The sequence below is a fragment of the Bradyrhizobium sp. MI1.4 genome (assembly GCF_055811315.1).
On record NZ_JBVVPP010000048.1, the window covers coordinates 16,308 to 40,961 of the forward strand.

At 62.9% G+C, this 24,654-nt stretch carries 23 protein-coding genes; 11 read left to right on the forward strand and 12 right to left on the reverse strand.

Annotated features, from left to right (window positions below; translation table 11 throughout):
* Positions 1 to 8 precede the first annotated feature (8 nt).
* Positions 9 to 818: an ABC transporter ATP-binding protein gene (locus AC0L23_RS31925; RefSeq protein ID WP_473357871.1), complete on the reverse strand. Its 810-nt coding sequence runs from the start codon at positions 816 to 818 to the stop codon at positions 9 to 11.
* On the reverse strand, positions 815 to 1,585 hold the full coding sequence (locus AC0L23_RS31930) for an ABC transporter permease (protein WP_473357872.1): 771 nt from the start codon (positions 1,583 to 1,585) through the stop codon (positions 815 to 817). The genes AC0L23_RS31925 and AC0L23_RS31930 overlap by 4 nt, the downstream gene beginning before the upstream one ends.
* A gap of 105 nt (positions 1,586 to 1,690) precedes the next feature.
* On the opposite strand from AC0L23_RS31930, the gene AC0L23_RS31935 reads away from it, so the two are divergent.
* The 3 genes from AC0L23_RS31935 to AC0L23_RS31945 are packed head-to-tail and all read left to right on the forward strand — an operon-like array spanning position 1,691 to position 5,164.
* Entirely contained in the window at positions 1,691 to 2,818 is a 1,128-nt protein-coding gene (locus AC0L23_RS31935; RefSeq protein WP_473357873.1) for a mandelate racemase/muconate lactonizing enzyme family protein, read from the forward strand.
* Positions 2,818 to 4,413: a GMC family oxidoreductase gene (locus AC0L23_RS31940; RefSeq protein WP_473357874.1), complete on the forward strand. Its 1,596-nt coding sequence runs from the start codon at positions 2,818 to 2,820 to the stop codon at positions 4,411 to 4,413. Before AC0L23_RS31935 ends, AC0L23_RS31940 begins: the two co-directional genes overlap by 1 nt.
* A 28-nt stretch (positions 4,414 to 4,441) precedes the next feature.
* Positions 4,442 to 5,164 carry a GntR family transcriptional regulator gene (locus tag AC0L23_RS31945; protein WP_275168273.1) on the forward strand — a complete coding sequence of 241 codons (723 nt, stop codon included), beginning with the start codon at positions 4,442 to 4,444 and terminating at the stop codon, positions 5,162 to 5,164.
* Positions 5,165 to 5,231: 67 nt separating this feature from the next.
* On the opposite strand, the gene AC0L23_RS31950 is transcribed toward AC0L23_RS31945, so the two are convergent.
* The 10 genes from AC0L23_RS31950 to AC0L23_RS31995 all read right to left on the reverse strand — a co-directional run bounded on the left by AC0L23_RS31950 (position 5,232) and on the right by AC0L23_RS31995 (position 16,679).
* Positions 5,232 to 7,022 (reverse strand): chloride channel protein, encoded by a 1,791-nt coding sequence (locus AC0L23_RS31950; RefSeq protein WP_473357875.1) that lies wholly within the window; start codon positions 7,020 to 7,022, stop codon positions 5,232 to 5,234.
* 2 nt (positions 7,023 to 7,024) lie between these two features.
* Entirely contained in the window at positions 7,025 to 7,999 is a 975-nt protein-coding gene (locus AC0L23_RS31955; RefSeq protein WP_473357876.1) for a formylglycine-generating enzyme family protein, read from the reverse strand.
* A gap of 3 nt (positions 8,000 to 8,002) precedes the next feature.
* Positions 8,003 to 9,646 (reverse strand): arylsulfatase, encoded by a 1,644-nt coding sequence (locus tag AC0L23_RS31960; RefSeq protein WP_473357877.1) that lies wholly within the window; start codon positions 9,644 to 9,646, stop codon positions 8,003 to 8,005.
* 33 nt (positions 9,647 to 9,679) lie between these two features.
* The gene (locus tag AC0L23_RS31965) at positions 9,680 to 10,450 is read right to left on the reverse strand and encodes a GntR family transcriptional regulator (protein ID WP_354208840.1); all 771 of its coding nucleotides are present in this window, start codon (positions 10,448 to 10,450) and stop codon (positions 9,680 to 9,682) included.
* A 4-nt stretch (positions 10,451 to 10,454) separates the two neighbouring features.
* Positions 10,455 to 11,507 carry an ABC transporter ATP-binding protein gene (locus AC0L23_RS31970; RefSeq protein WP_473357878.1) on the reverse strand — a complete coding sequence of 351 codons (1,053 nt, stop codon included), beginning with the start codon at positions 11,505 to 11,507 and terminating at the stop codon, positions 10,455 to 10,457.
* Positions 11,504 to 12,343 (reverse strand): carbohydrate ABC transporter permease, encoded by an 840-nt coding sequence (locus AC0L23_RS31975; RefSeq protein ID WP_473357879.1) that lies wholly within the window; start codon positions 12,341 to 12,343, stop codon positions 11,504 to 11,506. The genes AC0L23_RS31970 and AC0L23_RS31975 overlap by 4 nt, the downstream gene beginning before the upstream one ends.
* Positions 12,340 to 13,275, reverse strand: a complete 936-nt coding sequence (locus AC0L23_RS31980; RefSeq protein WP_473357880.1) for a carbohydrate ABC transporter permease — start codon at positions 13,273 to 13,275, stop codon at positions 12,340 to 12,342. Before AC0L23_RS31980 ends, AC0L23_RS31975 begins: the two co-directional genes overlap by 4 nt.
* A gap of 3 nt (positions 13,276 to 13,278) precedes the next feature.
* Positions 13,279 to 14,673 (reverse strand): ABC transporter substrate-binding protein, encoded by a 1,395-nt coding sequence (locus tag AC0L23_RS31985; protein WP_473357881.1) that lies wholly within the window; start codon positions 14,671 to 14,673, stop codon positions 13,279 to 13,281.
* A gap of 220 nt (positions 14,674 to 14,893) precedes the next feature.
* The gene (locus tag AC0L23_RS31990; RefSeq protein ID WP_027519174.1) at positions 14,894 to 15,628 is read right to left on the reverse strand and encodes an SDR family NAD(P)-dependent oxidoreductase; all 735 of its coding nucleotides are present in this window, start codon (positions 15,626 to 15,628) and stop codon (positions 14,894 to 14,896) included.
* 10 nt (positions 15,629 to 15,638) lie between these two features.
* A complete protein-coding gene (locus AC0L23_RS31995) occupies positions 15,639 to 16,679 on the reverse strand; it encodes a LacI family DNA-binding transcriptional regulator (protein WP_473357882.1) in 1,041 nt (346 codons plus the stop codon).
* Between the two features lie 192 nt (positions 16,680 to 16,871).
* On the opposite strand from AC0L23_RS31995, the gene AC0L23_RS32000 reads away from it, so the two are divergent.
* The 8 genes from AC0L23_RS32000 to tnpB all read left to right on the forward strand — a co-directional run bounded on the left by AC0L23_RS32000 (position 16,872) and on the right by tnpB (position 24,508).
* Entirely contained in the window at positions 16,872 to 18,173 is a 1,302-nt protein-coding gene (locus AC0L23_RS32000) for an ABC transporter substrate-binding protein (RefSeq protein ID WP_473357883.1), read from the forward strand.
* A gap of 61 nt (positions 18,174 to 18,234) precedes the next feature.
* Positions 18,235 to 19,122, forward strand: a complete 888-nt coding sequence (locus tag AC0L23_RS32005; RefSeq protein WP_473357884.1) for a carbohydrate ABC transporter permease — start codon at positions 18,235 to 18,237, stop codon at positions 19,120 to 19,122.
* Positions 19,123 to 19,126: 4 nt separating this feature from the next.
* A complete protein-coding gene (locus tag AC0L23_RS32010) occupies positions 19,127 to 19,954 on the forward strand; it encodes a carbohydrate ABC transporter permease (protein WP_473357885.1) in 828 nt (275 codons plus the stop codon).
* Between the two features lie 7 nt (positions 19,955 to 19,961).
* On the forward strand, positions 19,962 to 20,966 hold the full coding sequence (locus AC0L23_RS32015) for a zinc-dependent alcohol dehydrogenase family protein (RefSeq protein WP_473357886.1): 1,005 nt from the start codon (positions 19,962 to 19,964) through the stop codon (positions 20,964 to 20,966).
* Between the two features lie 6 nt (positions 20,967 to 20,972).
* Positions 20,973 to 22,046, forward strand: coding sequence for an ABC transporter ATP-binding protein (locus AC0L23_RS32020; RefSeq protein WP_473357887.1), 1,074 nt, complete (start codon positions 20,973 to 20,975; stop codon positions 22,044 to 22,046).
* On the forward strand, positions 22,043 to 23,002 hold the full coding sequence (locus tag AC0L23_RS32025; RefSeq protein ID WP_473357888.1) for a sugar kinase: 960 nt from the start codon (positions 22,043 to 22,045) through the stop codon (positions 23,000 to 23,002). Before AC0L23_RS32020 ends, AC0L23_RS32025 begins: the two co-directional genes overlap by 4 nt.
* Positions 22,999 to 24,036, forward strand: a complete 1,038-nt coding sequence (locus AC0L23_RS32030; protein ID WP_473357889.1) for a tagatose 1,6-diphosphate aldolase — start codon at positions 22,999 to 23,001, stop codon at positions 24,034 to 24,036. The genes AC0L23_RS32025 and AC0L23_RS32030 overlap by 4 nt, the downstream gene beginning before the upstream one ends.
* Positions 24,037 to 24,325: 289 nt before the next feature.
* Positions 24,326 to 24,508 (forward strand): IS66 family insertion sequence element accessory protein TnpB, encoded by a 183-nt coding sequence (tnpB, locus tag AC0L23_RS32035; RefSeq protein ID WP_473357890.1) that lies wholly within the window; start codon positions 24,326 to 24,328, stop codon positions 24,506 to 24,508.
* Positions 24,509 to 24,654: the final 146 nt, after the last annotated feature.

Here is a 24,654-nt window from a genome sequence, read left to right on the forward strand (position 1 = left end):
TTTGTTTGTTATTCCGCGAACGATGCCGGACGCATTTGCGCCTGCTGGGCGCGATACTCATCCCTCACCAGTCGCCTGATGTAGCTTCGCAGCTCCCCGAATTCGGCTCGCTCCTGGATTGATTCGTCGCGCGGATAGGCGAACGGCACGTCGATGATCTGCCTGATCCGTGCCGGCCGTGCGGTCACCACCACGATGCGGGAGGCGAGGTAGATAGCCTCTTCCACGGAGTGGGTGATTAGCATGACAGTCTTGCCTTCGGTCTCGAGCACTTTCAGAAGTAGGTTCTGCATGTTGGATCGGGTCTGGGCATCGAGCGCGCCGAACGGCTCATCCATCAGCAGGAACTGCGGCTTGACGGCATAGGCACGCGCGATCGCGAGCCGCTGACGCATGCCGCCGGATAAATGCTTCGGATAGGAGCTGGCGAAGTCGGACAATCCCATCAGGCCGAGATAGTGATCGCAGATGGCATCGCGCTCACCGGCCGGGACGCGGTTGGCGCTGAGCTTCAGGCCGAAAGCTATGTTCTGCTTCACGGTCAGCCACGGGAAGACGCCATATTCCTGAAAGATGACGCCGCGCTCGGGCCCGGGGCCCGCGACGGGACGTCCGTCGAACAGCACATTGCCGGTCGTCGGCCTCTGGAAACCCGCGAGCATGCTCATCATCGTGGTCTTGCCACAGCCGGAGGGGCCGATCACCGCGATGAAATCCCCATCGTTGATGTCGTAGCTTACGTCCTCGACGACGTTGAGGCGGCCCCTCGGAGTTTCGAATGACAACGAAACATTTTCGAACTGCGCACGCTTCTTCATGCGATGACCCGATCCTGCCACACCAGCAACCGCGCCGTGATCTTGCGCAGGATCATGTCCATGAGCAGAGCGATCAGGCCGATACAGATGATGCCGACATAAATGACATCGAGCAGGAAATAGGTGGAGGCATTCTGGATCATCGCACCAAGTCCGCGCTGGGCCGCGATCAGCTCGGACGCGACGAGAGTTGCCCAGGCCACGCCCAATGCGACCCGCAGTGCGGTGAGAATATGCGGGACGGTGAGGGGAATGATGACCTTGCGGAAGATTTCCGCCTGAGTGGCGCCGAGCGTCTGCGCTACGCGGATGTAGAGGGGCGTGATCTGCGAGACGCCTTCATACATCACGATCACGCCGGAGAAGAATGAGGCGTAGAACAGGATGACCAGTTTTGCGACCTCGTCCACGCCGAAATAGACAATCACCAGCGGGATCAGCGCGATTGGTGGCAGCGCGCGGAAAAAGTTGATCATCGGGTCGGCGAAGGTGCGGGCCGGGCGATACCAGCCGAGCAGGAAGCCAACGGGCACCGCTGCAAGAATCCCGAGCGCGACGCCGAAGAAGACGCGTCTGGTCGAGGCGAAGATGTCGACGAGGAGGCCTTCCTTCGTGAGAAGCTCGAAGAACTTGGCGGCGACCTGGTGCGGGGCGGGGATCAGCGAGACATTGACGAAGCCGCTCCAGCGCACCGTGTACCAGAGCAGGATTGCACCGATCCACGGTATCAATCCGAGACCAAAGCGTCTCACGCCAGCTCCGTTCATTCGACGCGTCCACCCAGATTGCGGTTGATGTTTCCATGGTCATATTATAAATAGGATGACCATACAAGAGCGCCTTTGGTCATAGGCGTCGCAGGCCTTCTGAGCATGACATCGTCGCCTTTCACCATTCGCAGCGTCCAGGCTTTCGGCTATCGCTATCCGTTGACGACACACGTCATCACCTCGTTTGGGCGGATGGCGGATCGGCCTGCCGTTTTCGTTTGCGTCGATGATACGGACGGTTACGTGGGTTGGGGCGAGGTGTGGTGCAATTTTCCGGCGCCGGGCGCCGAGCACCGTGTTCGGCTGGTCAACGAGGTTCTCGCGCCAGCCCTTATCGGATTTAGTGCGCAAGACCCATCAGCCGCTTTCGAGCGCCTGACGCAGGGAACCTCGGTGCTCGCGCTGCAATCTGGCGAAGCGGGTCCGTTCGCGCAGTCGATCGCCGGCATCGATCTTGCTGTCTGGGATCTCCACGCGCGCCGCCAGAACGTTGCGCTGTGGAAGTTGCTCGGCGGATCTCGGAACAGGATCAAGGTCTACGCCAGCGGCATCAATCCGATCGGATCGGAGAAAACGGCGGAGGCAGCGCTTGCACGCGGTTACCGCGCCCTGAAACTGAAGATAGGTTTTGATCCAGCTGTCGACCGCGCCAATCTTGCAGCACTGCGGCGGCTTGTTGGCGAGGGCGTGCTTGCCGCCGACGTCAACCAGGCCTGGACCATCGCTCAGGCGCTTGAGCTTGCTCCGCAGCTGGAGGCGTTCGACCTTGGCTGGCTCGAGGAGCCGATCCGCGCCGACCGCCCGTGGCAGGAGTGGAAGCAGCTCCGCCAGTTAATCAGCTTTCCGCTCGCGGCGGGCGAGAACATCGCCAGCCACGCCGGATTTGCCGAGGTGCTGGATGAGCCGGTTCTCGGCGTGATCCAGCCGGACATCGCGAAATGGGGTGGACTCTCGGCGTGCGCGGGCATCGCCCGCGATATCCTGCAGTCAGGCAAGATGTTTTGTCCGCATTATCTTGGTGCCGGCATCGGACTTCTCGCATCGGCCCATCTTCTGGCCGGCATCGGCGGCGACGGGCTGCTGGAAGTCGATTGCAATGAGAACCCGCTGCGCGATCGCTTCTGTGGCCCCGTGCTTGATGTCCGGGAGGGTGCGATCGAACTCAGCGACGCGCCAGGTCTTGGGCTCACGCCTGATCTTGCGTCGATCGAACAGTACCGGACCGCGTGATGTCACCCCAGGGCTACGATTACATTATCGTCGGCGCGGGCTCCGCCGGCTGCGTGGTCGCAAACCGGTTGTCAGCCGATCCCGCCTGCCGCGTGCTGCTGCTGGAAGCCGGTGGATCGGACCGGAATTTTTGGCTCAGGCTTCCGGTCGGGTACTATCGGACCATCTACAACGAACGTTTCTCGCGCCTGTTCAGGACCGAACCGTCGGAAGGCAGCGGCGGCCGTTCCATCGTCTGGCCGCGCGGCCGTGTGCTCGGCGGATCCTCGTCGATTAACGGGCTGATCTTCATCCGCGGCCAGCACGAGGATTTCGACGACTGGGAACGCCTTGGCGCCGATGGCTGGAGCTATCGTGACGTCCTGCCGTATTTCCGGCGCTACGAACGCTACCGCGGCGGCGAGAGCCAGTTTCACGGCGGCCTCGGCGAGTTCGAGGTCTCCGATCTCCGCAATGACAATCCGGCATCCAGGGCGTGGGTCGAGGCAGGCGCGCAGTTTGGCCTGCCACGCAATCCGGACTTCAACGGCGCAACCACGCTCGGCGTCGGCACCTACCAGCTCGGCATCGGGCGTCACTGGCGGACCAGCTCCGCCTCTGCGTTTCTGCAACCGATTGCCGGCCGTCGAAACCTCTCCATCGTTACCCATGCGCATGTCAGCAAGGTCGTTTTCAACGGTCACGTCGCGACCGGCGTCGAATGGATTAGCAATGGACAGGTGCACAGCGCTACAGCCGATCGCGAGGTCATCCTGTCGGGTGGGGCCCTGCAGTCGCCGCAGATCCTCCAGCTCTCCGGCGTCGGTCCGGCTGATGTACTGCGCAAGCTCGGCATCCCCGTCGTTTCCGATGCTCCGGAAGTGGGCGCCAATCTTCAGGACCACTATCAAGCTCGGCTGATCGTCCGCCTGAAGGAGCGGATCTCGCTCAACGATCAGGTCCGAAATCCGGTCGAGCTTGCGAAGATGGGCTTGCAGTGGATGCTCGCTGGCAGCGGTCCGTTGACGGTTGGCGCGGGGCAGGTCGGCGGCGCAGCCTGCACGGAATACGCGGTCGGAGGCCGGCCGGACGTGCAGTTCAACGTGATGCCGCTCTCAGTCGACAAGCCCGGTGAGCCGCTGCACAGCTATTCCGGCTTCACCGCCTCGGTTTGGCAATGCCATGGAAAGTCGCGTGGACGGCTTGTGATCAGCTCGACCGATCCGTTCGAGCAGCCGCGCATTGAGCCGAATTATTTTGCCGAGGAAATCGACCGCAAGACCATTGTTGCGGGCCTGAAGATTCTGCGCGAGATTTATCAGCAGAGGGCGTTTCGCACGCTCTGGGACGTCGAGATGGTGCCGGGCGAGGCGGCAAGGGATGATGCCGGGCTGTGGGACTTTGCGCGTAATACCGGGGGCACGGTGTTTCACTGTGTCGGCACCTGTCGCATGGGCAGGGATGCGCAGGCCGTGCTCGATCCGCAGCTGCGCGTGCGCGGCGTCGAGCGGTTGCGGGTGATCGATGCCTCGGTGATGCCGCAGATCACGTCGGCCAACACGAATGCGACCAGCCTGATGATCGGCGAACGCGGTGCCGCGCTGGTCATGGCTTGATCGCGCGGCCTGAATTCCGGAGGGCGAGATGGAATTGAGTTCCGACAGTCACGTCCCCAAGTACGCGCAGATTGCCGACATCTTCCGCCAGCGGATTGCGCGCGGCACCTGGACCCGTGGCTTTCGCCTGCCAGCCAACGAGGACCTTGCGGCCGAGTTCGGCGTGTCGCGCGTCACCATCCGTCAGGCGGTCGAGCTGCTTGCCCGCGACGGCGTGATCGAGGCCCAGCAGGGACGAGGCACGTTTGTCACGGGCACCGTGCGGCAGGATCGCTGGCTTAAGGTCGAGACTACGCTGTCCGATCTCGCCGACATGTACCGCGACACCTCTCCGGAGATCATCAACATCTCGGAGAGCCGCAGCAACGCGCCGCTGCTTGCCGAGGACGGCAAGCCGGCCGAGAAATACGTCTTCATGCGCCGTCTGCACTCACGCGGGAAGCAGCCTTACTGCGTCATTTCCATCTATCTCGACGAGAAGATCTTTCGCAGGTCGCCAAAGCGTTTCCGCAATGAGACCGTGATTCCGATCCTCAACGATCTCAAGGATCCCGCGATCGCCAGCGCCCGTCAGACGCTCACGATTGGCACCGCGGATCTCGAGGCGGCGCGGCTGCTGCGCGTGCCCCTGAACTCTCCCGTGGCCGAAGTCCGTCGCGTCTTCACAACCAGCGACCGCACCGTGATCTATCTCGGCGAAGTCACCTATCGAGGAGATTTCGTGCGTATCGACATGGACCTGCGGCCATAGAGCCTAATCCGCAAGAGCGCAGAGCGGCTTTCGGGCAAGGTCACGCTCAAACCCGGACTTTGGCCGTCTAACGGGAAAATAATTCCTGGTTCCGACGCTCAAGTTCTTCGCCATAGGTCCGCAGCACGTGGGATTCGCTCAGCGTGCCGATCGCTGTGCGACTGTCGGCGCCGTCGACGACTGCAAGGACGTCGGCCTCGCTGCGCTCGAAAGCTTTCAGGATCTCGCGGACCGGGGTGGTCGGGAGCAGGTATTCACCCTGTTGCTGCGCCAGCGACCCGAGCAGTTCCTCGTCCTGACTGGCCACGGAATGCAGCGTGGCGGCGGGCACGATGCCCGCATAGATGCCGTTGGGATCGCGCAATACGATTTGGCGGACCAGCGCCGGCGAGAACTGCCTTTGCGCCTCGCCGATCGGCATCGTCGTCAGCGCATTCTCGAAGTCGGCGCGCATCAGGGATGCCGCGCTCATCTGCCGGACCCAGCCAATGTCCTGCGGGCCGCGGATCGCCTCGCCGCGCAGATGGAAGCGCCATGTCGCGAAGCTGTATCCGAACAGCTCGCGGACGATCAGCGCGCAGACCGACGAGGCGACCACGGCGCCAACGGTGACGGAGAAATCGCCGGTGATCTCGAGCGCGAGACAGACCATGCTGAAGGGTGCTCCGAGCACGCCGGTTCCGAGCGCGGCGAGCGCTGCAATCGCGGCGGTGCCGGGCTGAAGCGCGATCGTGGGAAGAGGCCCGGTCAGCACGACGCTGTAGAGCTGCCCGATCAGCGCGCCGAGCAGGAGCGAGGCGAAGAACAGGCCGCCGCGAAAGCCCGAGCCGAGCGAGATGGCGGAGGCCAGGATCTTGAACACGATGGTGGTCGTGAGCAGGAGCCAGGTCGGATTGCTGACCAGCAGAATCTGCATCGCGCCGTGGCCGGCGCCGAGCACGGTCGGCGTCAGCAGGGCGAGGCCGCCGAGCAGCAGGCCTCCGAGGATCGGCCGTACGAATCCCTTGAATACCGTGATGCGCTGAAAGCACCGTTCCGAGAACGCGACTGCGAGCATGACGATAATGCTGACGAAGGCGCAGATGACGCCGATCAGCACGGTTTGCCCGATCATCTCGACGGACACCGGTGAGGGGAAGCCGGGCACCATCAGGAACGACTGGTGCGTCAATTGCCGCGCGACCAGCCACGCAGTAACGGCGCTGGCGGTGACCGGAACAAGTGCGGCGGAAGTGTACGCGCCCAGCACGACCTCGAAGGCGTAGAAGGCGCCGGCCAGAGGTGCAGAAAACGCAGCGCTGATCGCACCCGCGGCGCCGCAGGCGACCAGGAGCCGCATGTCGTTACGTCGTGCGGCGAGGCGCTGGCCGACATGAGAACCGAACATCGCGCAGATCTGCGTGTAGCCGGCTTCCAGTCCGACCGACCCGCCGAAGCCGTTGGAGAGCAGGGTCTGCATCGAAATCAGGAGGCTGCCGCGAAACGACAGCCGGCCGCCATAGAGGGCATTCGCCTCGATCGCGTCGGCGAGCTGCTGGCCCTTTACGCGTCGGGCGAAGTAGAGCCCGATCAGCGCGAGCACCAGGCCGCCGAGCATCGGGATCAGCAGTGTTCGCTGCCACGAAATCACGCCGGTGGCGCTGAGATGTGCGTCGACAGGAATGTCGAACAGCAGTGCGTGAGAGACCTGGCTGAGGCTCGAGATCGCGGCCACGAGCACGCCGCCGAGCAGTCCGACGACGATGGCGACCAGCACGAGGCCGGTCTCGCGATTGCGCACGAAATTGCGCAGGAACAACGGCAGCAGGCGGACGCCGGGAGTACCGGCCGGCTTCGCAGGATGGGGTGCCGACCCCATAACTACGCCGGATCCCGCAACGGCTCGGTACGCACGACTCGGAAGCCGATATTGCTCGACGAGGAGTTGGGGGTATTGGAGCTTCGCGCCGCGACGCGGTAGCGGTTGCAGTAGGATTCGTGGCAGAGGAAGGATCCGCCGCGCATCGAACGGTTCGGAGCCGGTTCGCGGTTCAAGGGATCGTTAGATGTAGTGAGGCGGTGATAGCTCGGCGAAAAATAGTCCTCGCACCATTCCCAGACGTTTCCGGCCACATTGTGCAGACCGTATCCGTTTGGGGCGAATGCATGAACGGGCGCTGTACCAAAATAGCTATCATCCATGGTATTGCGGTCGGGAAAGTTGCCCTGCCAGATGTTGCAGCGATGCTCGCCGTCGGGCTGCAGCTGGTTGCCCCAGGGATAGGTGGCCTGGTCTAACCCGCCGCGCGCGGCCATCTCCCATTCCGCTTCGGTCGGCAGCCGCGTCCCTGACCATGCGCAGTAAGCCTGTGCGTCGTTCCAGGAGACGTGGACGACGGGGTGGTCGAGCCGGTCGAGGATGCTGCTCGCCGGTCCCTCTGGCTGTGCCCAATATGCGCGCAGCACCGCAAGCCACCATGGTGTCTCCTGAACGCGTGTCAATTGGACGGTGCGCGTCTCTTCCGGCAACAAGCCTTCAAAGACAAAACTCCAGCCGTAGCGTTCGGCCTCGGTCGTATAGCCCGTAGCGCGGACGAAGTCGCCGAACTGCAGATTGCTCACGGCATGACAGGCGATGGCGAACGGCGACAAGGTGACCGGCCGCACCGGGCCCTCGCCATCTTCGACAAACCTTTTGTCGGCCGAACCCATGTGGAAGGTGCCACCGAGCAATGAGCTCCAGCGGCGCTGGATCATCGTCAGACTAGGGGGGATAGCTCCTTGCGCCTCGCTGGACGGCGCCGACTCCTTGCCGGCGTCGCCTCGAGTGCAGCAATGTGAACGATCCCCGGTCACGTGCTATTCCTGCTTCTCTTCTTCCCAGAAGGCCGTGCCGCCTTCCGCCTTCATCAATTCGAGAATCTTCTCGCGCGGGATCACGCCGCAACGATTGGCCCATTGCTGATACTGCGCCGTCATCTCGCGGACGCGATCCGGATGTTGCGCGGCCAGATCGTTCATCTCGGTGCGGTCGGTTTCCATGTCGTAGAGTTCCCAAGGGCCAGGATATTTCCGCACCAGCTTCCACTTGCCGGTGCGCACAGCTGCATTGCCTTCGTGCTCCCAGAACAGCGGGCCCCGATTGCCATAAGCTGCCCCGAATGATGGCACCAGGCTCTCGCCCTCGCAGGGCAAAATAGTGTTGCCGTTGTATTCACTGGGGTAGGTGGCACCGGTGACGTCAAGAATGGTCGCCATCACGTCGGTGAGCTGGCTTGGATTGTGCCGCAGGCCGCCCTTTTCGGAGATGCCGCGCGGCCAGTGCACAATGAACGGCGTGGCGATACCGCCCTCGTGAACCCAGTGCTTGTAGAGCCGGAATGGGGTGTTGGAGAGATTGGCCCAGGCGGTGCCGTAGCTCTGGTAAGTGTCCTCGCCGCCGGGCATAAGGCTTGGATCGTTGCCGAAGCGCACCGGCCTGCCGTCGCGGGTCTTTGCCTGCGCGATCATGAGCTGGTCGACCAGCTCCTTCGCAGTGACGCCTTCCGGAATGTCCTCGGCGCAGGCGCCGTTGTCCGAGAGGAAGATGATCAGGGTGTTGTCCATCTGGCCGGTTTCTTCCAGCGCCTTCAGGATACGCCCGATGCCCTGGTCCATCCGGTCGATCTGGGCCGCGTACACCTCCATGCAGCGCAGCGTCCATTCGCGCTGCTCGGCGTCGGTCCACGCTGGCTGGGTCGGATCACGATCGGTGAGGCGCCAGTTCGGATGGATGATGCCGTCCTCCACGAGGCGCTTGAGGCGCTCCTCGCGCAGCTTGTCCCAGCCGGCGTCGAAGCGGCCCTTGTATTTTGCTATGTCCTCGTCATGGGCGTGGAGCGGCCAGTGCGGGGCGGTATAGGCGACGTACTGGAAGAACGGCGCGCCGGGCTTTTCCGCCCTGTGCTGACGGATGAAGGTGGCCGCCTGGTCGCTGATCGCATCCGTATAGAAGAACGACGGGTCCTTAACCGGCTCGTGTTCGATATTGTCGTTGCCGCGGGTTAGCGTATTCGGGTGATAGAAGCTGCCGGCACCGATGATGGTGCCATAGAAATGGTCGAAGCCGCGCTGCATCGGCCAGGCGTCGGTCGGCTCGGTGAGGCTGCTGGCGATATGCCACTTGCCGCTGAGATAGCTCGTATAATTCCTGCTCTTGAGCGCTTCGGCGATCGTCACGCAACTCTTGTTCAGATTGCCGGCATAGCCTTCCGGACCGTTGCTGTAGGTGAGGATGCCGATGCCGGTCTGGTGCGGATGCAGGCCGGTCAGCAGCGAGGCGCGAGACGGGCTGCAGCGCGCGGTGTTGTAGAACTGAGAGTAACGCAGCCCGTTCGCCGCAAGACGATCGAGGTTCGGCGTCTGGATCTCGCCGCCGTAACAGCCAATGTCCGAAAAGCCCATGTCGTCGTTGAGGATGAGCAGGATGTTGGGGCTCTCGGAAGTTTTTGCGCCATTCGGCATGTTTGTGTCCTCGTTTTTTGGCGTGTGGCGATCTTAGTGGCGGCGCGTCAGGCTGATGCTCAGGCGGAAATATTTCGGCAGATAAACGGCGCGGAGAAGCTCCAGCGCCCGTCCGTCCTTGCTGAAGGTGACGCGCTCGATCGCGAGCAGGGGCGATCCGACCTTCACGCCGAGCAGTTTTGCGCTGCTGGCATCAGCGAGATCGGCGCTGATGGTCTGCTGCGCGTCCTTGATGGCGAAGCCGAGTTCGTCCTCGAAAACGCGATACATAATGATCGATATCAGATCCCGTTTCTCGAGCTCGAGACCGATGTCCGGCGGATAGAAGGCGTGCTCGATCGCGATCGGTGTGTCATCCGCGAACCGCAGACGCCTAAGTTGCCAGACGGCGCGCTCACGCAGCTGCTCGCGAACGGCGGGATCATGGCGGTTGGTCATACCCTGCTGCAGGATCTTTGCACCGGCCTGATAGCCAGCGTCGCGGATGGTTTCCGAAAAACCCATGAGGTGGCCGACCCAGTTTTCGGGCTGGTTCGAGCGCAGAAAAGTGCCGCGGCCGCGTGAGCGGTCGAACATGCCTTCGTTCACCAGCGGCGCGATGGCATTGCGGATGGTGATGCGGCTGACGCTGAAATGACGGCCGAGCTCGGCCTCGGTCATCAGGCGGCCGGTGGCGTCGATCAGCTTGCCGTCCCGAACCTGACTGCGAATGGACTCGCGAATCTGGACGTGCAGGGGCGTCGAGCCTTCCGCGACATCGCTGCCGAGCGGAGCGGACTTCTTCTTGTGGGTTTGAACAGCCATGGTGTCAGAGCCGCATGCGGGTCGTGGGATCGAACAAGTGAATGTCCTGGGGACGGGTGGTGATCGAGATGGTCTCGCCTTCGCCGGGGATGTTGCCGTTGCTGACGCGCATGCGGATCATGATGCCGGCGCAGTCGAGGTCGAGCACGGCGGTATCTCCGAGGTCCTCGATCAGGTCGACGCGCGCGCCGAGTCCGCCCTCCGTCATGCGCAGGGCGCCGGGACGAAACCCGACCACCACATCACGCTCGCCCGCGGTTGTGGTGGTCGTCTTGAGACGATGCCCGGCAATGATCACGTCGCCGTCGACATAGCGGGCGGGGACGAGGTTCATCGGGGGATTGCCGATGAAGCCGGCGATATCAATCGAGTTCGGGCGCGCGAACACTTCTGCGGGCGTGCCGATCTGCTGGATCTCGCCTGACATGAACACCGCCATGCGGTCGGCCAGCGTCATGGCCTCTTCCTGGTCATGGGTGACGTAGACCGCGGTGACGCCCAGGGAGCGCTGCAACTTCTTTAATTCGGCCCGGGTCTCCAGCCGAAGCTTGGCGTCAAGGTTGGAGAGGGGTTCGTCGAGCAGGAACAAGCGCGCCTTGCGCACGATCGCGCGGGCGAGTGCGCAGCGCTGCTGCTGACCGCCCGAGAGCTGGCCCGGCTTCCGGTCCAGAAGGTGGTCGATCTTCACTTTTCTTGCTGCTTCGTGCACGGCGGAAGCAATCTCGGCCTTCGGAAGCCTGGCCATCTCGAGTGGGAAGGCGATGTTCTCGGCGACGGTCATGTGCGGATAGAGCGCGTAGCTTTGAAACACCATGGCGATGTCACGATCGCGCGCGTCAGTCGAGGTGACGTCCTTGTCGTCGATCAGCACTCGGCCGGCGGTCGGCGCATCGAGACCGGCAAGGATGCGCAGCGTCGTGCTCTTGCCGGAGCCGGACGGGCCGAGCAGGGCAAAAAACTCGCCCGGCTTGATTTCGAAATTGACGCCCTTGAGCGCGGCGAACTCGCCGTGCATCTTGACGATGTTGCGAAAACTGACCTGACCCTGGCCGCTCATCGGCGCCCTCCGCCTTTGACTGCACCGACCGTCAGACCCTTCACGATGTGCTTCTGCGCGACTACTCCGAGCACGACTACAGGAAGCATGGCCAGGACCGAGACAGCTGCGAGCTTGGCCCACAGCGTCTGCTCGACGGAGACGAAGTTGAACATGGCGACCGTGACCGGACGCACCGTGTTACCGCTGAGCACGACCGCGAACAGAAATTCGTTCCAGGCATTGAGGAATACGAACACGACGGTGACGGCGATGCCGCCGCGGACCTGCGGGATGATGATGCGCCACAGCGTCTTGAGCCTGCTGGCGCCGTCGAGATAGGCGGCTTCCTCCATCTCGAAGGGAATGTCCTCGAAATAGGATACCAGCAGCCAGATCGCGAAAGGCAGGGAGAACGACAGGTAGATCAGGATGATGCCCTGATAGGTATCGATCCAGCCGATGTTCCGCAGCACCAAGAAATAGGGGATGATGATGCCGACTGGCGGCAGCATCTGTGTCGCCAGGACATAGAAGCCCGCGAACTTCTTGCCGCGAAAGCGCAGCCGCGCCAGCGCATAGGCCGCAGGCACCGCCATCAACATGGTCACGATAGTAGTGCCGACCGAGATGATGGCACTCGAAAGGAGGTTCGGGAGGATCGATCCGGAGCCGAACAGCACGTCGCGATAGGCCTTCAGCGTCGGCGAGAAAACGAGCTTGGGCGGATAGGCGAGTACGTCGGAATCGGTCTTGAGCGAGTTCAGCACGCTCCAGATGATCGGGAACGCCCAGGCCAGCAGGAAGACCATGGAAATCGCGAGCAGGGCGATGGCGCGGAGGCGCTTTGCCGTCACTTTGCCCTCCGCAGAGCAAACAGGATGCCGGAGATGATGATGGTCACGATCAGCAGCGCCACCGCCAGCGCCGCACCGTACCCGATTGATAACTCAGTGAAGGATTTCCTGTAGGCGTAGAGGTTGAGGATCTCGGTCGCGGTCCCGGGCCCGCCGGCCGTGACGGTGAAGATCGCCGCGAACGCCGTCAGCGCCACCATCGTCCGCATGATGACGACCATCACGATCGCGGGCCGCAGCAAGGGCAGGGTAAGGCGGCGGAAGCGCTGCCAGGCCGAGGCCCGATCGAGCCGCGCGGCCTCATAGATGTCCTCGGGCAGTGAGGCCAGCGAGGCCAGCAGCACCATGAACGCGAACGGCGTCCATTGCCAGGTATGGATTGCGATCACCGAGACCATCGCAAGCGTGGGATCGCCGAGCCAGTTCTTGCTACCGAGGCCGGCGTTGATCGCGAGGTAATCGATAATGCCGAATTCCGGTGCCAGCATGAAGGTGCGCCAGATCATGCCGACGACGGCAGGCGACAGCACGACGGGCAAGATCGCGATGACCCTGAACCAGCCCTGGCCCCGCTTCATGTCCATGACGAGCAACGCGAGCGCCAGGCCGATGATGACCTGCAGCGCGACCGTGGAGCCGGTATAGACGAGGCTCACCAGCAGCGAGGTCCAGAAGCGCTCGTCGGAGAGCAGCACCTGGTAGTTCTCGAATCCGACGAAGCCGTTGGTGAACGGCATCGCCAGATCCATCCGGAACGCGCTGGTATAGACCAGAAAGAGCAGCGGAAACGTTGTCGTGGCAAGCAGCGCCAGAAACGCCGGTGCAAGCAAGGTTGCCGCAAACCGGCGCTCGCGCTGCGCCAGGACGCGCCCGAAATAGCTGTGAGGCGCCTCACTCGCGATCCCGGCCGATGTCGCCGCTGTCGTCGCCATGGCTCAGCCGCGCATCATGGGTTCGATGCGGCGCTGCGCATCGTCCAATGCGGCCTTGATCGTGGCTTGGCCGGAGAGGGCCGACTGGATCGCGGTTGCCATGGTGTCGCCGATCGCCGGCCATTGTGGCACGCGCGGGCGCCAGTCGACGTCGGTATCATCCTGCAGAGCGCCCATCGTGGCTTCGACGAAATTCTCGCCAAAGCCCTTCATGAGCTTGATGTATTCCGGATCCTTCCAAACCGAGGTGCGGTTGACGCCGGAGCGCTTGGTCGGGCCTGCAAAACGATGCGCGGTGCGCGCCTGGGTCTCGGCGCTCGCGGCCCATTGAATGAAAAGCCACGTCGCCTTGCGCTTCTTCTCGGGCAGCGCGGAACTGATTGGAAAACCCCAGTTCCAGATCGAGGTGGTGCGCGTGCCCGATGGGCCCTTGGGCCAGCGCGCAAAGGCGACCTTGCCGATGACCTTGGACTTCTCGGGATTGTTGATGACCGAGGCCGAGGAATGCGCGTCGATGTAGCTGGCGACGGTGCCTTGCGAGAAGGCGTCGGCAATATCGGGCCAGTTCCAATTCGCAGCCGCCGTCGGCGCGTACTTCTTCATGATATCGACGTACCAGGCGAGCGCCGCCTCGGCCTCGGGGCCATTGACGGTGAGCTTGCCGCCCTTCATCCAGTCGCCGCCGAACTCTCGAAAAATCGACGGATAGATGTACATGTTCTGGCCGGCACCGGCGACGCCGCGCAGCGCTGCGCCCCAGATGCGGTCGTTCGGCGTGTTCAGCGCCGCGGCGTTGGACATGTAGGCCTCTAACGTGTCGGCCGGCTTTAGACCCTTCGCGTCGTAGAGATCCTTGCGATAAACCTGAATGGTGACTTCGCCGTCATAGGGCATGCCATAGAGCTTGCCGTCGATGCCATTGGCGCTGCGCCAGGCCGGAATGATGTCGTCGAGCTTGAACCATGCCTGGTCGGTCAGCGACTTGTCGTTCAGATAGGTGTCAAGCGGCTCCACCCATTTGTTCGCGGCGTAGAGCGAGTAATACATGGGGTCCGCGGCATGGGTCGCGTAGGTGCCGGTCTTCGAGGTCAGGTCGATGACGCTCTTCTGACGGATCTGCGCCGGCGGAATCTTTTCGAAACGGACATCAATGCCGGTCAGCGCCTTGAACTGCGGCGTAAGCGTGATGAGGTTTTCGAAGTAGCTCGCCGGGATCACGGCGACCGTGATGGTCTCGCCGGATACCTGCTGCCAGTCGATCTGAGCGGATTTGTAGGGCGCGAGGTCGGTGTCCTGCGCTGCGGCTTGCCGGAGAAAGGCTGGACCAAGCGTCGCAACGGCGGCGGCTGCGGTTCCGGTCTTGAGTAGCGTTCGTCGCGTCGGCTTGAATGACGGCATGCGGTCCTCCCGAAAATCCGGATTTTTACTTCCGGTTAGTAAGGACATTTTCCTAAATGTTATAACAAGTCAACCGCGGCAAGGTTGCCGCTGGTCGTTGCCATAGGACGTCATCTTGCGCGCCTCGGAACTCCGGCGCTCGCTTCCAGAGATGGTTTGAAGCCGACGATGCGCCGCTTGACGTATCCGTTGATGTCCAGCCGCCGGTGCTCGCGCGACGTCAACCTGCGAGAAACCCGCCATCCACAGCAACGACGGTACCGGTCGCATATTGCGACGCCGGCATGCAGAGGAACGCGACGGCGCCGGCAATATCTTCCGGCTGTCCCCACCGCTTGAACGCGGTGCGGTCGGCGATGCGCTGGTAATGCGCGAGATCAGTCCGGCCGGCGGCGTTGATCGCGGTCTCGATATAGCCCGGCGCAACTGCGTTGACGCGAATGCCCTCTTCGGCCCACTTCAAGGCGAGTGCCTTGGTCAACATCACGACGCCACCCTTACTGGCGCAATAGGCGGGGATACGCGGTAGCGCCAAAACCGCGTTCATCGAGGCGATGTTGACGATCGATCCCTTTGCCTCCGCAAGCAGCGCGCGAAAAGCCATGCAGGTCCGGAAGGTGCCGGTGAGATTGACATCGAGAACCTTCACGAAAGTCTCGATCTCGAATTCTTTGTCGCGGGCGAGAATCCCGGCGCAATTGACGAGCGCGTCGACCCGCTTGTACTTGTTGGCGAAGAATTTGACGGCCGCATCATCGGTGACGTCGAGCGTCCCGAGCGTGAGGCCCGCGCGCGGCTTGAGGAGTGTGCGGGCGAGATCGGCATCGTTGGCGCCGGTTGCGGTCACCGTCGCGCCGAGATCGCAAAACTGGTTGCTGATTGCTGCGCCAATGTCGCCGGCGCCCCCGATCACGATGGCATGAAAGCCGGAGGCTAGAGAGAAATTCAAACTCATCGGGACTGTCTCACTTCAGGGATTTTGGAGGCGGCGCCGTCGACTCGCGGACCACCAGTGAAAAGTCGATCTCGCGGTGCATGATGGTCTGCTCGCCGGCGAGGCTGCGCACCAGATATTCGCCAGCGCGTTGCCAGGTTTCTCCGGTCGGAACGTGAATCGTGGTCAGGCTCGGTCGCAGATGGCGGCTCCAGTCGAGATCGTCGAACCCAACGACCGACAGATCGCGTGGTACCGAAAAGCCGCTGCGTTCCGCCTCGAGCAGCACGCCGTAGGCGATGACGTCGTTGCCGCACACTACGGCTGTGGGACGATCCTTGAGCCCCAGGAGATAGCGCGCCGCTTCGCGGGCGTCGTCCAGCGTATAGGGCACCTCGACATGCCATTGCGACGGCAGTTCGAGGCCGCTCTCGGTCAGCGCGCGGCGAAAGCCGGCAACGCGAGCGCTGGCACGGTCGTTGTTGCGCTGGAGAGCCGAGACGATCCCGATGCGGCGATGGCCGAGTTCGATGACATGGGCGGCGGCGCGATGGGCGGCCGCTTCGTTGTCGGTGCCGACGCAAGGGTAGGGCCGGTCGGGCTGGTATATGCCCACATTGATGAACGGCACCGCGTTGTCCGCGAGCAGCTTGCGCAAGCCGTCGTGATGGCAGTCGCCGCGCAGCACCAGGCCGTCGACGCCGCGGCTGATCAGATTGCGCGCCTGCTGCAATTCGACGTCAAGATCGTAGCCGCTCGTCGTGAGGAACAGCATGTATCCGACCGACGACAGATAGTGCTGCAGCGAAGCGATGCCGCGCGCGAACATCGTGTTGTCGATGGTCGGCACGATCGCGCCAAGAGTGCGCGAGCGACGTGAGGACAGGATGCGCGCGGGCGCATGCGGGATGTAGCCGAGCGCGTCAATCGCCTGTTCGATGCGCACGCGCAGAGATGGGCTCACCGCATCCGGATTGTTGAGGGCACGAGAGACCGATGCGGTTGAGACGCCGGCGCGGGCGGCTACGGCGCGGATGCCTTGTTTCACAGACTTGGCGTCGGTCAGGCCCATGAATGTAACGGTACATGTTGCGCCGCAAACCCAGGCGGTGGTGGTAATCGCATGTATTTGCCGCAGATCACGCAGTTTGTCCATCGCTTGACACGGCGAGCGTGAGGTCTATTTTGTAACCGTTTTCAGATGTGCACGAACGTGTTCAAAATGGTCCGCCAGCTTAAGGCGGCCAGCCGGGAGGAGAGTCCAATGAAGGCCAGGATGCTCGCGACGCATCTCGCGTTGCCCGTTCTCGCGATCGCCGCTGTTGGCGCGCCCTCGCACGCCGCCGATTTCGACTGGATGAAGTTCAAGGGCAAGACCGTCACCTTTCTCGCCAACAACAATCCGGTCGCGCAGGCGCTCCTGACCTACAAGGTCGATTTCGAGAAGCTGACCGGCATGACCCTCAAGGTCGACGGTTATCAGGAACAGCAGATGCGCCAGCGTCTGGTGACCGTCATGAATGCGAACAGCGATGAGGTTGACGTGTTCATGACGCTGCCCTCGCGCGAGGGCGAGCAGTTCGCCGCCGCCGGCTGGTATGCCGACCTCACCACGATGGCCAAGAACGAGGTGGCCAAGGACTACGATCCGGCCGGGCTCAGCCAGGCCCTGCTGAAGGCCGCGACCTTCAACGGCAAGCTCACCAGCATGCCGATGAATCTCGAAGGGCCGATCTTCTATTACCGCACCGACATTTTCAAGAAGTGCGGTCTCGAGGCGCCGAAGACCATCAAGGACGTCGAAGCCGCCGCCGAAAAGATCAAGACCTGCGACAGCGCGGTGACGCCGTTCGTCTCGCGCGGCCTCAAGCCCGCGGTCGCCTACACCTTCAGCAACATGCTGCACAATGTCGGCGGCACCTATATCGCCGACGGAAAGTCGAACCTGTGCTCCGCCAAGGGCAAGGAAGCGCTTGAAGCCTATAGCCGGCTGCTGCGCGACTTCGGTCCGCCTGGCGTCGTCAATTACAGCTTCCAGCAGATTTCGGCACTCTATCGCAGCGGCCGCGCCGCAATGGCGTTCGAATCGTCCAACGAGCTTCGCACCGTCATGGACGGTGGCGCGCGGTTGAAGGACACCGGTCTTCTGCCGTTCCCGGCGGGGGAGGCCGGCCAGGTGCCGACCACGATCGGCTGGGGCATGGCGGTATCCTCGCACAGCAAGCAGCCGGATGCGGCCTGGTATTTCGTGCAGTGGGCGACCAGCCCCGAGGTGCAGAAGAAGATGGCGCTCCAGGGCATTGCCCCGCCGCGTCCATCGGTCGCCAAGGATCCGGAGTATCGCAAATGGATCGATGAGGAGCCGGTGCGCAAGGAATGGCAGGCCGCTCTCGACGTGCTCGCCACCAAGGGTTCCTCCGAGGTCGGCTATCCCATCGTCGCCAATCCGGAATCGCGCGAGTTCATCGGCCAGGCGGTGCAGGACCTGATCCTTAAGCAAAAGCCGATCGACCAGGCCTGCGCGGATGCCGACAAGGCGCTCGATGCGCTGATCGCCCAGAAGTAACGGCTTCATGCCGGCAGGCTCGCTGCATGCCGGCATTTCCCCCACCTGAGGACGCGAACGGATGTCTGACTCGGCTGCGACACTCACGCAGGACCGGCAGAAGCTGGAAATGGCGGCGCTTTCGGCGCCGGCCGTGATCTTCACGGTTGCGATGATCGCGTTTCCGGTCGTCTATACGATCTGGCTAGGCTTCCAGACGTTTTCCTCGACCGGCAAGCAGTCCTTTGCAGGGCTTGCCAATTATTCCAAGCTGATCTCCGATTACGAATTCTGGCACGGGCTGTGGATCACCATAGCCCTCTTCGTGCTGTCGCTAGTGCTGCAACTCGTCTTCGGCGTCTGGCTGGCGTTGGTGCTGTTCCACGCCAAGCGGCTACCGGGCATCGTGCGCTCGTTGTTCATTTCGCCGTTCATGATGCCGCCGGTGGTCGCCGGCATGATGTGGCTGGTAATCCTCGATCCCTCGCTGGGTGCCGCCAACTATATCCTGCAGTCGTTCGGCCTGCCCCCGTCGGACTGGCTGGCCTCGCCGTCCCTGGTCATTCCGACGGTGGCGCTGATCGACAGCTGGCAGTGGACGCCTTATGTCGCTCTGATCGTGCTGGGTGGGCTGCAATCCCTGCCGCCGAGTGTCTACGAGGCTGCCCAGATCGATGGCGCATCCCCATTCAAGACGTTTCAGCGCATCACACTGCCGCTGCTGCTGCCGACCATTGTCACTGCCGCGATCCTGCGCAGCGTCGATCTCCTGCGCTTCTTTGACATCATCTACATCACGACCCAAGGCGGCCCGGGCAACGCCTCGAACACGCTCAACATTTATGGGTTCCGGGTCGGTTTCGAGTTCTTCAACATCGGCTATGCCAGCGCCCTGATGCTGACACTGACGACGATCGTGTTCGGCGCCGTGCTCGCCTTCAACCGCCTGCGCGGCGCAGTGGCGTGGTGATGTCATGAACGACGCCGCCAACACCGACCGCTGGATCCGCTGGCTCAACACGGTGCAGCTCGTGCTCGCCGGCATCATCATCATGGCGCCGACGGTCTGGATGGTGCTGTCCTCGTTCAAGCCGTCCTTCGAGGTCACCGCCTATCCACCGACGCTGGTCTTCACACCGACGCTGGAGAATTACGCCGAGCTGACCAGGACCACTCCGTTCCTGAGTTATGCACTCAACAGCCTCATCGTTACCGTCGGCTCGACCTCGCTCGGGTTGCTGTTCGGCATTCCGGCCGCCTTCGCCGTCTCCTGGACCCGGATTACGTGGCCGGCAATCCTGACGCTGGCGGCGCGCATGGCGCCCGGCACGCTGTTCCTGCTGCCGTGGTACGTCATGTTCCGGCAAATCGGCATGATCGGCTCCTACACCGCGTTAGTCCTCAGCCACGCCGTCATCACGCTGCCGATCGTGATCTGGGTCTTGCTGCCGTCGTTCGATGCCATCCCGCGCAGCGTCTTCGAGGCTGCGCAAGTCGATGGATGCAGCGTCACGCGCATTCTCTGGCGCATCGCGATGCCGCTGGTGGCGTCGGGCGTCGCGGTCTCCGCGATCCTCGCCTTCGTCTTCTCGTGGAACTACTTCCTGTTTGCGCTGGTGCTCTCCAACGGCGACACCAAGACGCTGATCGCGGCGGCCTTCAACTTCATCGGCGAAGGCTCGACGCAATGGGGCGCCCTCATGGCCGCGGCGACGCTGATCGCATTGCCGCCGCTGGTGCTGGCGGCCCTGGTTCAGCGCTGGCTGGTGTCCGGACTGACGCTCGGCGCGGTTAAAGGCTAGGTATTTGATGAATATGTTTCCCCGCTCGAACTCGATCATGCAGGCCGCGGTCTTCCACGGCGGCGACCGAATCACCATCGAGCGTGTGGCGATGCCCGAGATCGGCGCCGGCGAGGTGCTGGTCCGTGTCTCGCGAACGGCGCTGTGCGGCTCAGACTTCAAGCTCTGGCACAAGGGCGCCGAGTTCACCGCCGGCCACGAGATCTTTGGCGTCGTCGAGCAGCCAGGCCACGGTCTGCATGGCCGCCGCTGCGCCGTCTACATTCCCTTGCACTGCGATCACTGTGCCGCCTGCAAGCGCGGCGATACCCAGATGTGCCTCGAGGTCTCCAGCCTGATCGGCTGGAACAGGCCGGGCGGCTATGCCGAATACGTGCCCGTGCCGGAAAATTGCTTGCTGCCGGTACCCAATGATATCGAGGACAGCCTCGCGCCGCTGTTGCTCGACACCATCGGCACATCCGGTCACGCCGTACGGTTCGTCAGCCGCGTGGTGCCGGCGAACGAGGCCGGTCCGGCCCTCGTGATGGGGGCGGGGCCTGTCGGTCTCGGCGTCGTGCTGGCGCTTCGCGCGCTTGGCTACAACGACATTCATGTCGCCGATCCCAATGCGGCGCGGCTGAAGATCGCACAGTCCTTCTGCGCGAAGGCGCACCCGGTCGGCGACACCTCGAAGCGCTTCGCGCTCATCATGGAATGCTCGGGCGCCCATGCGGCGCGCAATCTCGGCATCGAGCTCGTCTTGCCGCGCGGCGCGCTGGTGCTGGTCGGCGAGAACGCCGCGCCATGGACCATCGAGGAGGGCAAGGTATTCCGCCGCAAGGATTTTTACATGATCCGGACCTTCTACTTCCCGGTCTCGGATTTCGAGCAGAATGTCGAGCTGCTGCGCAAGTACAAGGACGAATACCGCGTCCTCGTTGACGGCGAGTTCGGTCTTTCGGATCTCCCTGAAAACTTCGCGCGGTTCGCCAACGGCGAGCTGATCAAGCCTGTGCTGGCGCTGGACTAAGCGATCATGGCCTCGATCTCGATCCGCAATCTCACCAAGCGCTACGGTAATTTCACCGTGATCCCCGATCTCAATCTGGAGATTGCGGACCATGAATTCGTGGTGTTCGTCGGCCCATCCGGCTGCGGCAAGTCGACCTTGCTGCGCATCATCGCGGGCCTCGAGCCTATTTCGGGTGGAGACCTTTACATTGGCGACAAGCGCGTGAATGGCGTGCAGGCGGCCCAGCGCGATATCGCGATGGTGTTCCAGGATTACGCGCTCTATCCACACATGCGAGTCTACGACAACATGTCGTTTGCGCTGGAGCTGCGGGGAACGCCGAAAGCGGAAATCGACGCGCGGGTGAAGCGCGCCGCCGCGCTTTTGCACATCGAGCCTTATCTCGACCGCAAGCCGAAGGAGCTGTCCGGTGGCCAGCGCCAGCGCGTCGCCATGGGCCGCGCCATCGTGCGCAATCCCAAGGCGTTCCTGTTCGACGAGCCGCTGTCCAACCTCGACGCCAAGCTGCGCGGGCAGGTGCGGGCCGAGATCAAGGCACTCTCGCAGCAGTTGAAGACCACCATGGTCTTTGTCACCCATGACCAGATCGAGGCCATGACCATGGCCGACCGCATCGTGGTGCTCCAGAGCGGCACGATCCAGCAATACGACACGCCGGAGACGGTCTACGAGCGACCCGCCAACCAGTTCGTCGCCGGCTTCATCGGCTCGCCCGCCATGAATTTCTTCGCGGTCGAGTGGCACGACGACTGCGCAATCCTCTCGCAAGGTGGTACGGCGGTGCCGGTGGTCGGCGAGACCGCGAGTAGTCTGCGACGGGCCGGCAATGCCTTACTCGGCATTCGTCCCGAACATTTCACTGTCGCCACCAATGCTGCCGATGGCATTGCCATCGAGGTCAAGCTGGTCGAGCCGCTCGGCTCCGATACGCTAATCCATTTTGATCTCGCCGGTATCTCCGCGATCGCGCGGATCGACCCGTCGCTGCGACCGAAAGTCGGCGATCGCCTCGCGCTGCGCCCGCAGCCTGGCAAGACGCATCTGTTCGATGCCACCAACGGACAGGTCCTCCGGTGAGTACGTCAGCCAACATCGGCGATCTCTTGGCGCTAGCGGACGTCGGGTCCAAGGCCAGGCCCGTGCACGTGATCTGCCTTGGGCTCTCTGCGCTTGACCAGGTTTGGCGCGTCGATCGGCCGTTCGCGGGTGGAAGCGAGAAGATCAAAGCTGCCGCGTACGGCACGCTGGGCGGCGGCATGGCCGCCAATGCGAGCGTGGCGGTGGCGAAGCTCGGCGCGTCCGTCGCGTTCTGGGGGCGGGCAGGGAATGATGCCGCCGGCCACGAGATGAAGTCCGCCTTCGCCGCCGAAGGCGTCGACGTCGAGAATTTCCGGCTGTTTCCCGATGGCCGCTCCTCTGTCTCCGGAATTATCGTCGACAGCAGCGGCGAGCGGCAGATCGTGAACTTCCGCGGCCTTTTTCCTGAATCCGCGGATTGGCTTCCGCTCGAAGCAGTCGGCCGCGCATCCTCCGTGCTGGCCGACCCGCGCTGGGTCGAGGGCGCCGCAACGCTGTTCCGCGAGGCGCGCTCGCGCGATGTTCCGACGGTGCTCGACGGCGACATGGCCGATGCCGAAGTGTTCGAGCGGCTGCTGCCCTTAACCGATCACGCCATCTTCTCCGAGCCGGCGCTTACCGCCTTTGCCGGCTCCGCCGATGATAAATCTCTCGCAGCCCTCGCTCGCTTCGGCTGCCGCGTCATCGCCGTCACGCGTGGTGAGGGCGGCGTGAGCTGGTACCAGAACGGCCAGCTGCAGCGGCAGGTCGCCTACGCCGTCGAGGTCGTCGACACCACAGGCGCGGGCGATGTTTTTCACGGGGCCTACGCGTTGGCGATCGGCGCCGGCCTGGACGTGCGCGCCGCCGTGGCTTTTTCGGCAGCGACGGCCGCCATGAAATGCCGCCACGCTGGCGGCCGCAACGGAATCCCCGACATCAACGAGTGTCTTGCATTCATGAGGACGAAGCCATGAGAACGATTGGAAAGAACCGCGGCCTGGCGCGGCTTGCTGACGCGGACGGCCATTTTCGAATGGTCGCGCTGGACCAGCGGCCGCCCTTGTTCGATGCCATCGCGAAAGCAAAAGGCATCACGCGGGACCAGGTCGAGTATTCCGACGTCACGGCGGCCAAGCGTCTTCTGGTCGAGAATCTCGCGCCGCACTGCAGCTCGATGCTGTTCGACCCGAACTTTGCCGTGCCCGCCGCGATCGATCTGCTGCCGCCGCGCTGCGGCCTGATCATGACGCTGGAAGAGCACCGCGTCGAGGAGACCGCGGGCGGTCGCAAGTCGCGGGCCATCACCAACTGGAGTGTGGAGAAGATCCGCGCCATGGGCGGTGACGCGGTCAAGGTGCTGGCCTGGTACCGGCCAGACGCCGATGCCGCGGTGAACGAACACCAGAAGAAGTTCGTGCGCGAGATCGGCGAGGACTGCGCCCGCCACGACATTCCCTATGTTCTCGAGCTGCTGGTTTATCCGTTCCTGGGCAGCGTTGATCACACCGCTGATTACGTGGAATCGCCGGGCAAACTTCCCGGTCTGGTCATCGACAGCGTGCGCGAGTTTGCCAAGCCCGAATATGGCGTCGATCTCCTCAAGCTGGAGAGCCCGGTCGCGGCCAACGGCCTGCCGGCCAGTGACGGCAGCGGGGCAGCCAGAGCCGCGCAGATGGAGTTCGATGCAATCGGCGATATCTGCCGCGAGCGCAACATTCCTTGGGTGCTGCTGTCGGGCGGCGCTGCGCCGGCGAAATTCGAACGCGTGCTCGACTACTCTTATGCTGCAGGGGCGAGCGGCTTCCTGGCGGGCCGCACGATCTGGCTCGACGCCGTTCTAAAGAATTTTCCGGATCGCGCCGCGGTGTCTGCAAGTCTGCGCAAGGACGGTCTCCACGTGCTCGAACGGCTCAGCCAGCTGACCACGGCCAAGGGCACGGCCTGGAAACCGCGCTATCCTGTGTTCACTGATATCAAGCAGGAGGGTGACTTCGCGCGCGCCTACTGAGCACGCCTATCGAGAAAGCATGTGAGGTCTTGAAAGAGGATGGATAAGAAATGCTCTGACGGTCGGATGCGGACTGATAAGGTTTGGTCGCAAACCTTATCAGTTATCATCTGACAAGGATTTCGTGTGCTCGATTGGACGCCTTGGGACAGGGTGGATCACGATTGCGAGCACCTGTCCGGGGTGACTCCGCGATCGTGACGATGATCACCGCCCGTGCTGATCTGAAGATTTACACCGCTGCGCGGCCGATCGATTTCAACTGTGGTCACGATGGACTGCGGGGAAGGTGCAGAGGATACTTCGCTTCGACCCGTTCAGCGGCGCAGCCTTCGTGTTTCGATCGAAACGAGCGGAGCGGATCAAGATCTTGGTCTGGGATCGAACGGGCCTGGTGTCAGTTCAAGGGGACACGCTGGTGCTTCCGCGGTGCTTCCAGCAGCCTTTAAGCGCCAAGCACAATAACTGCTAAATTGTCGAATTAGGGGTGCTGCCAGACAGGATTGAACTGAGTCGGCAATCCTATGGGGCGTTGATTTTCTTGGACTTTTCGGTCCGGAGGATAATTTTGTGTGGCACTCCTGAGGAGCGCTACGCCAACCCGACTATCAGGTTCGG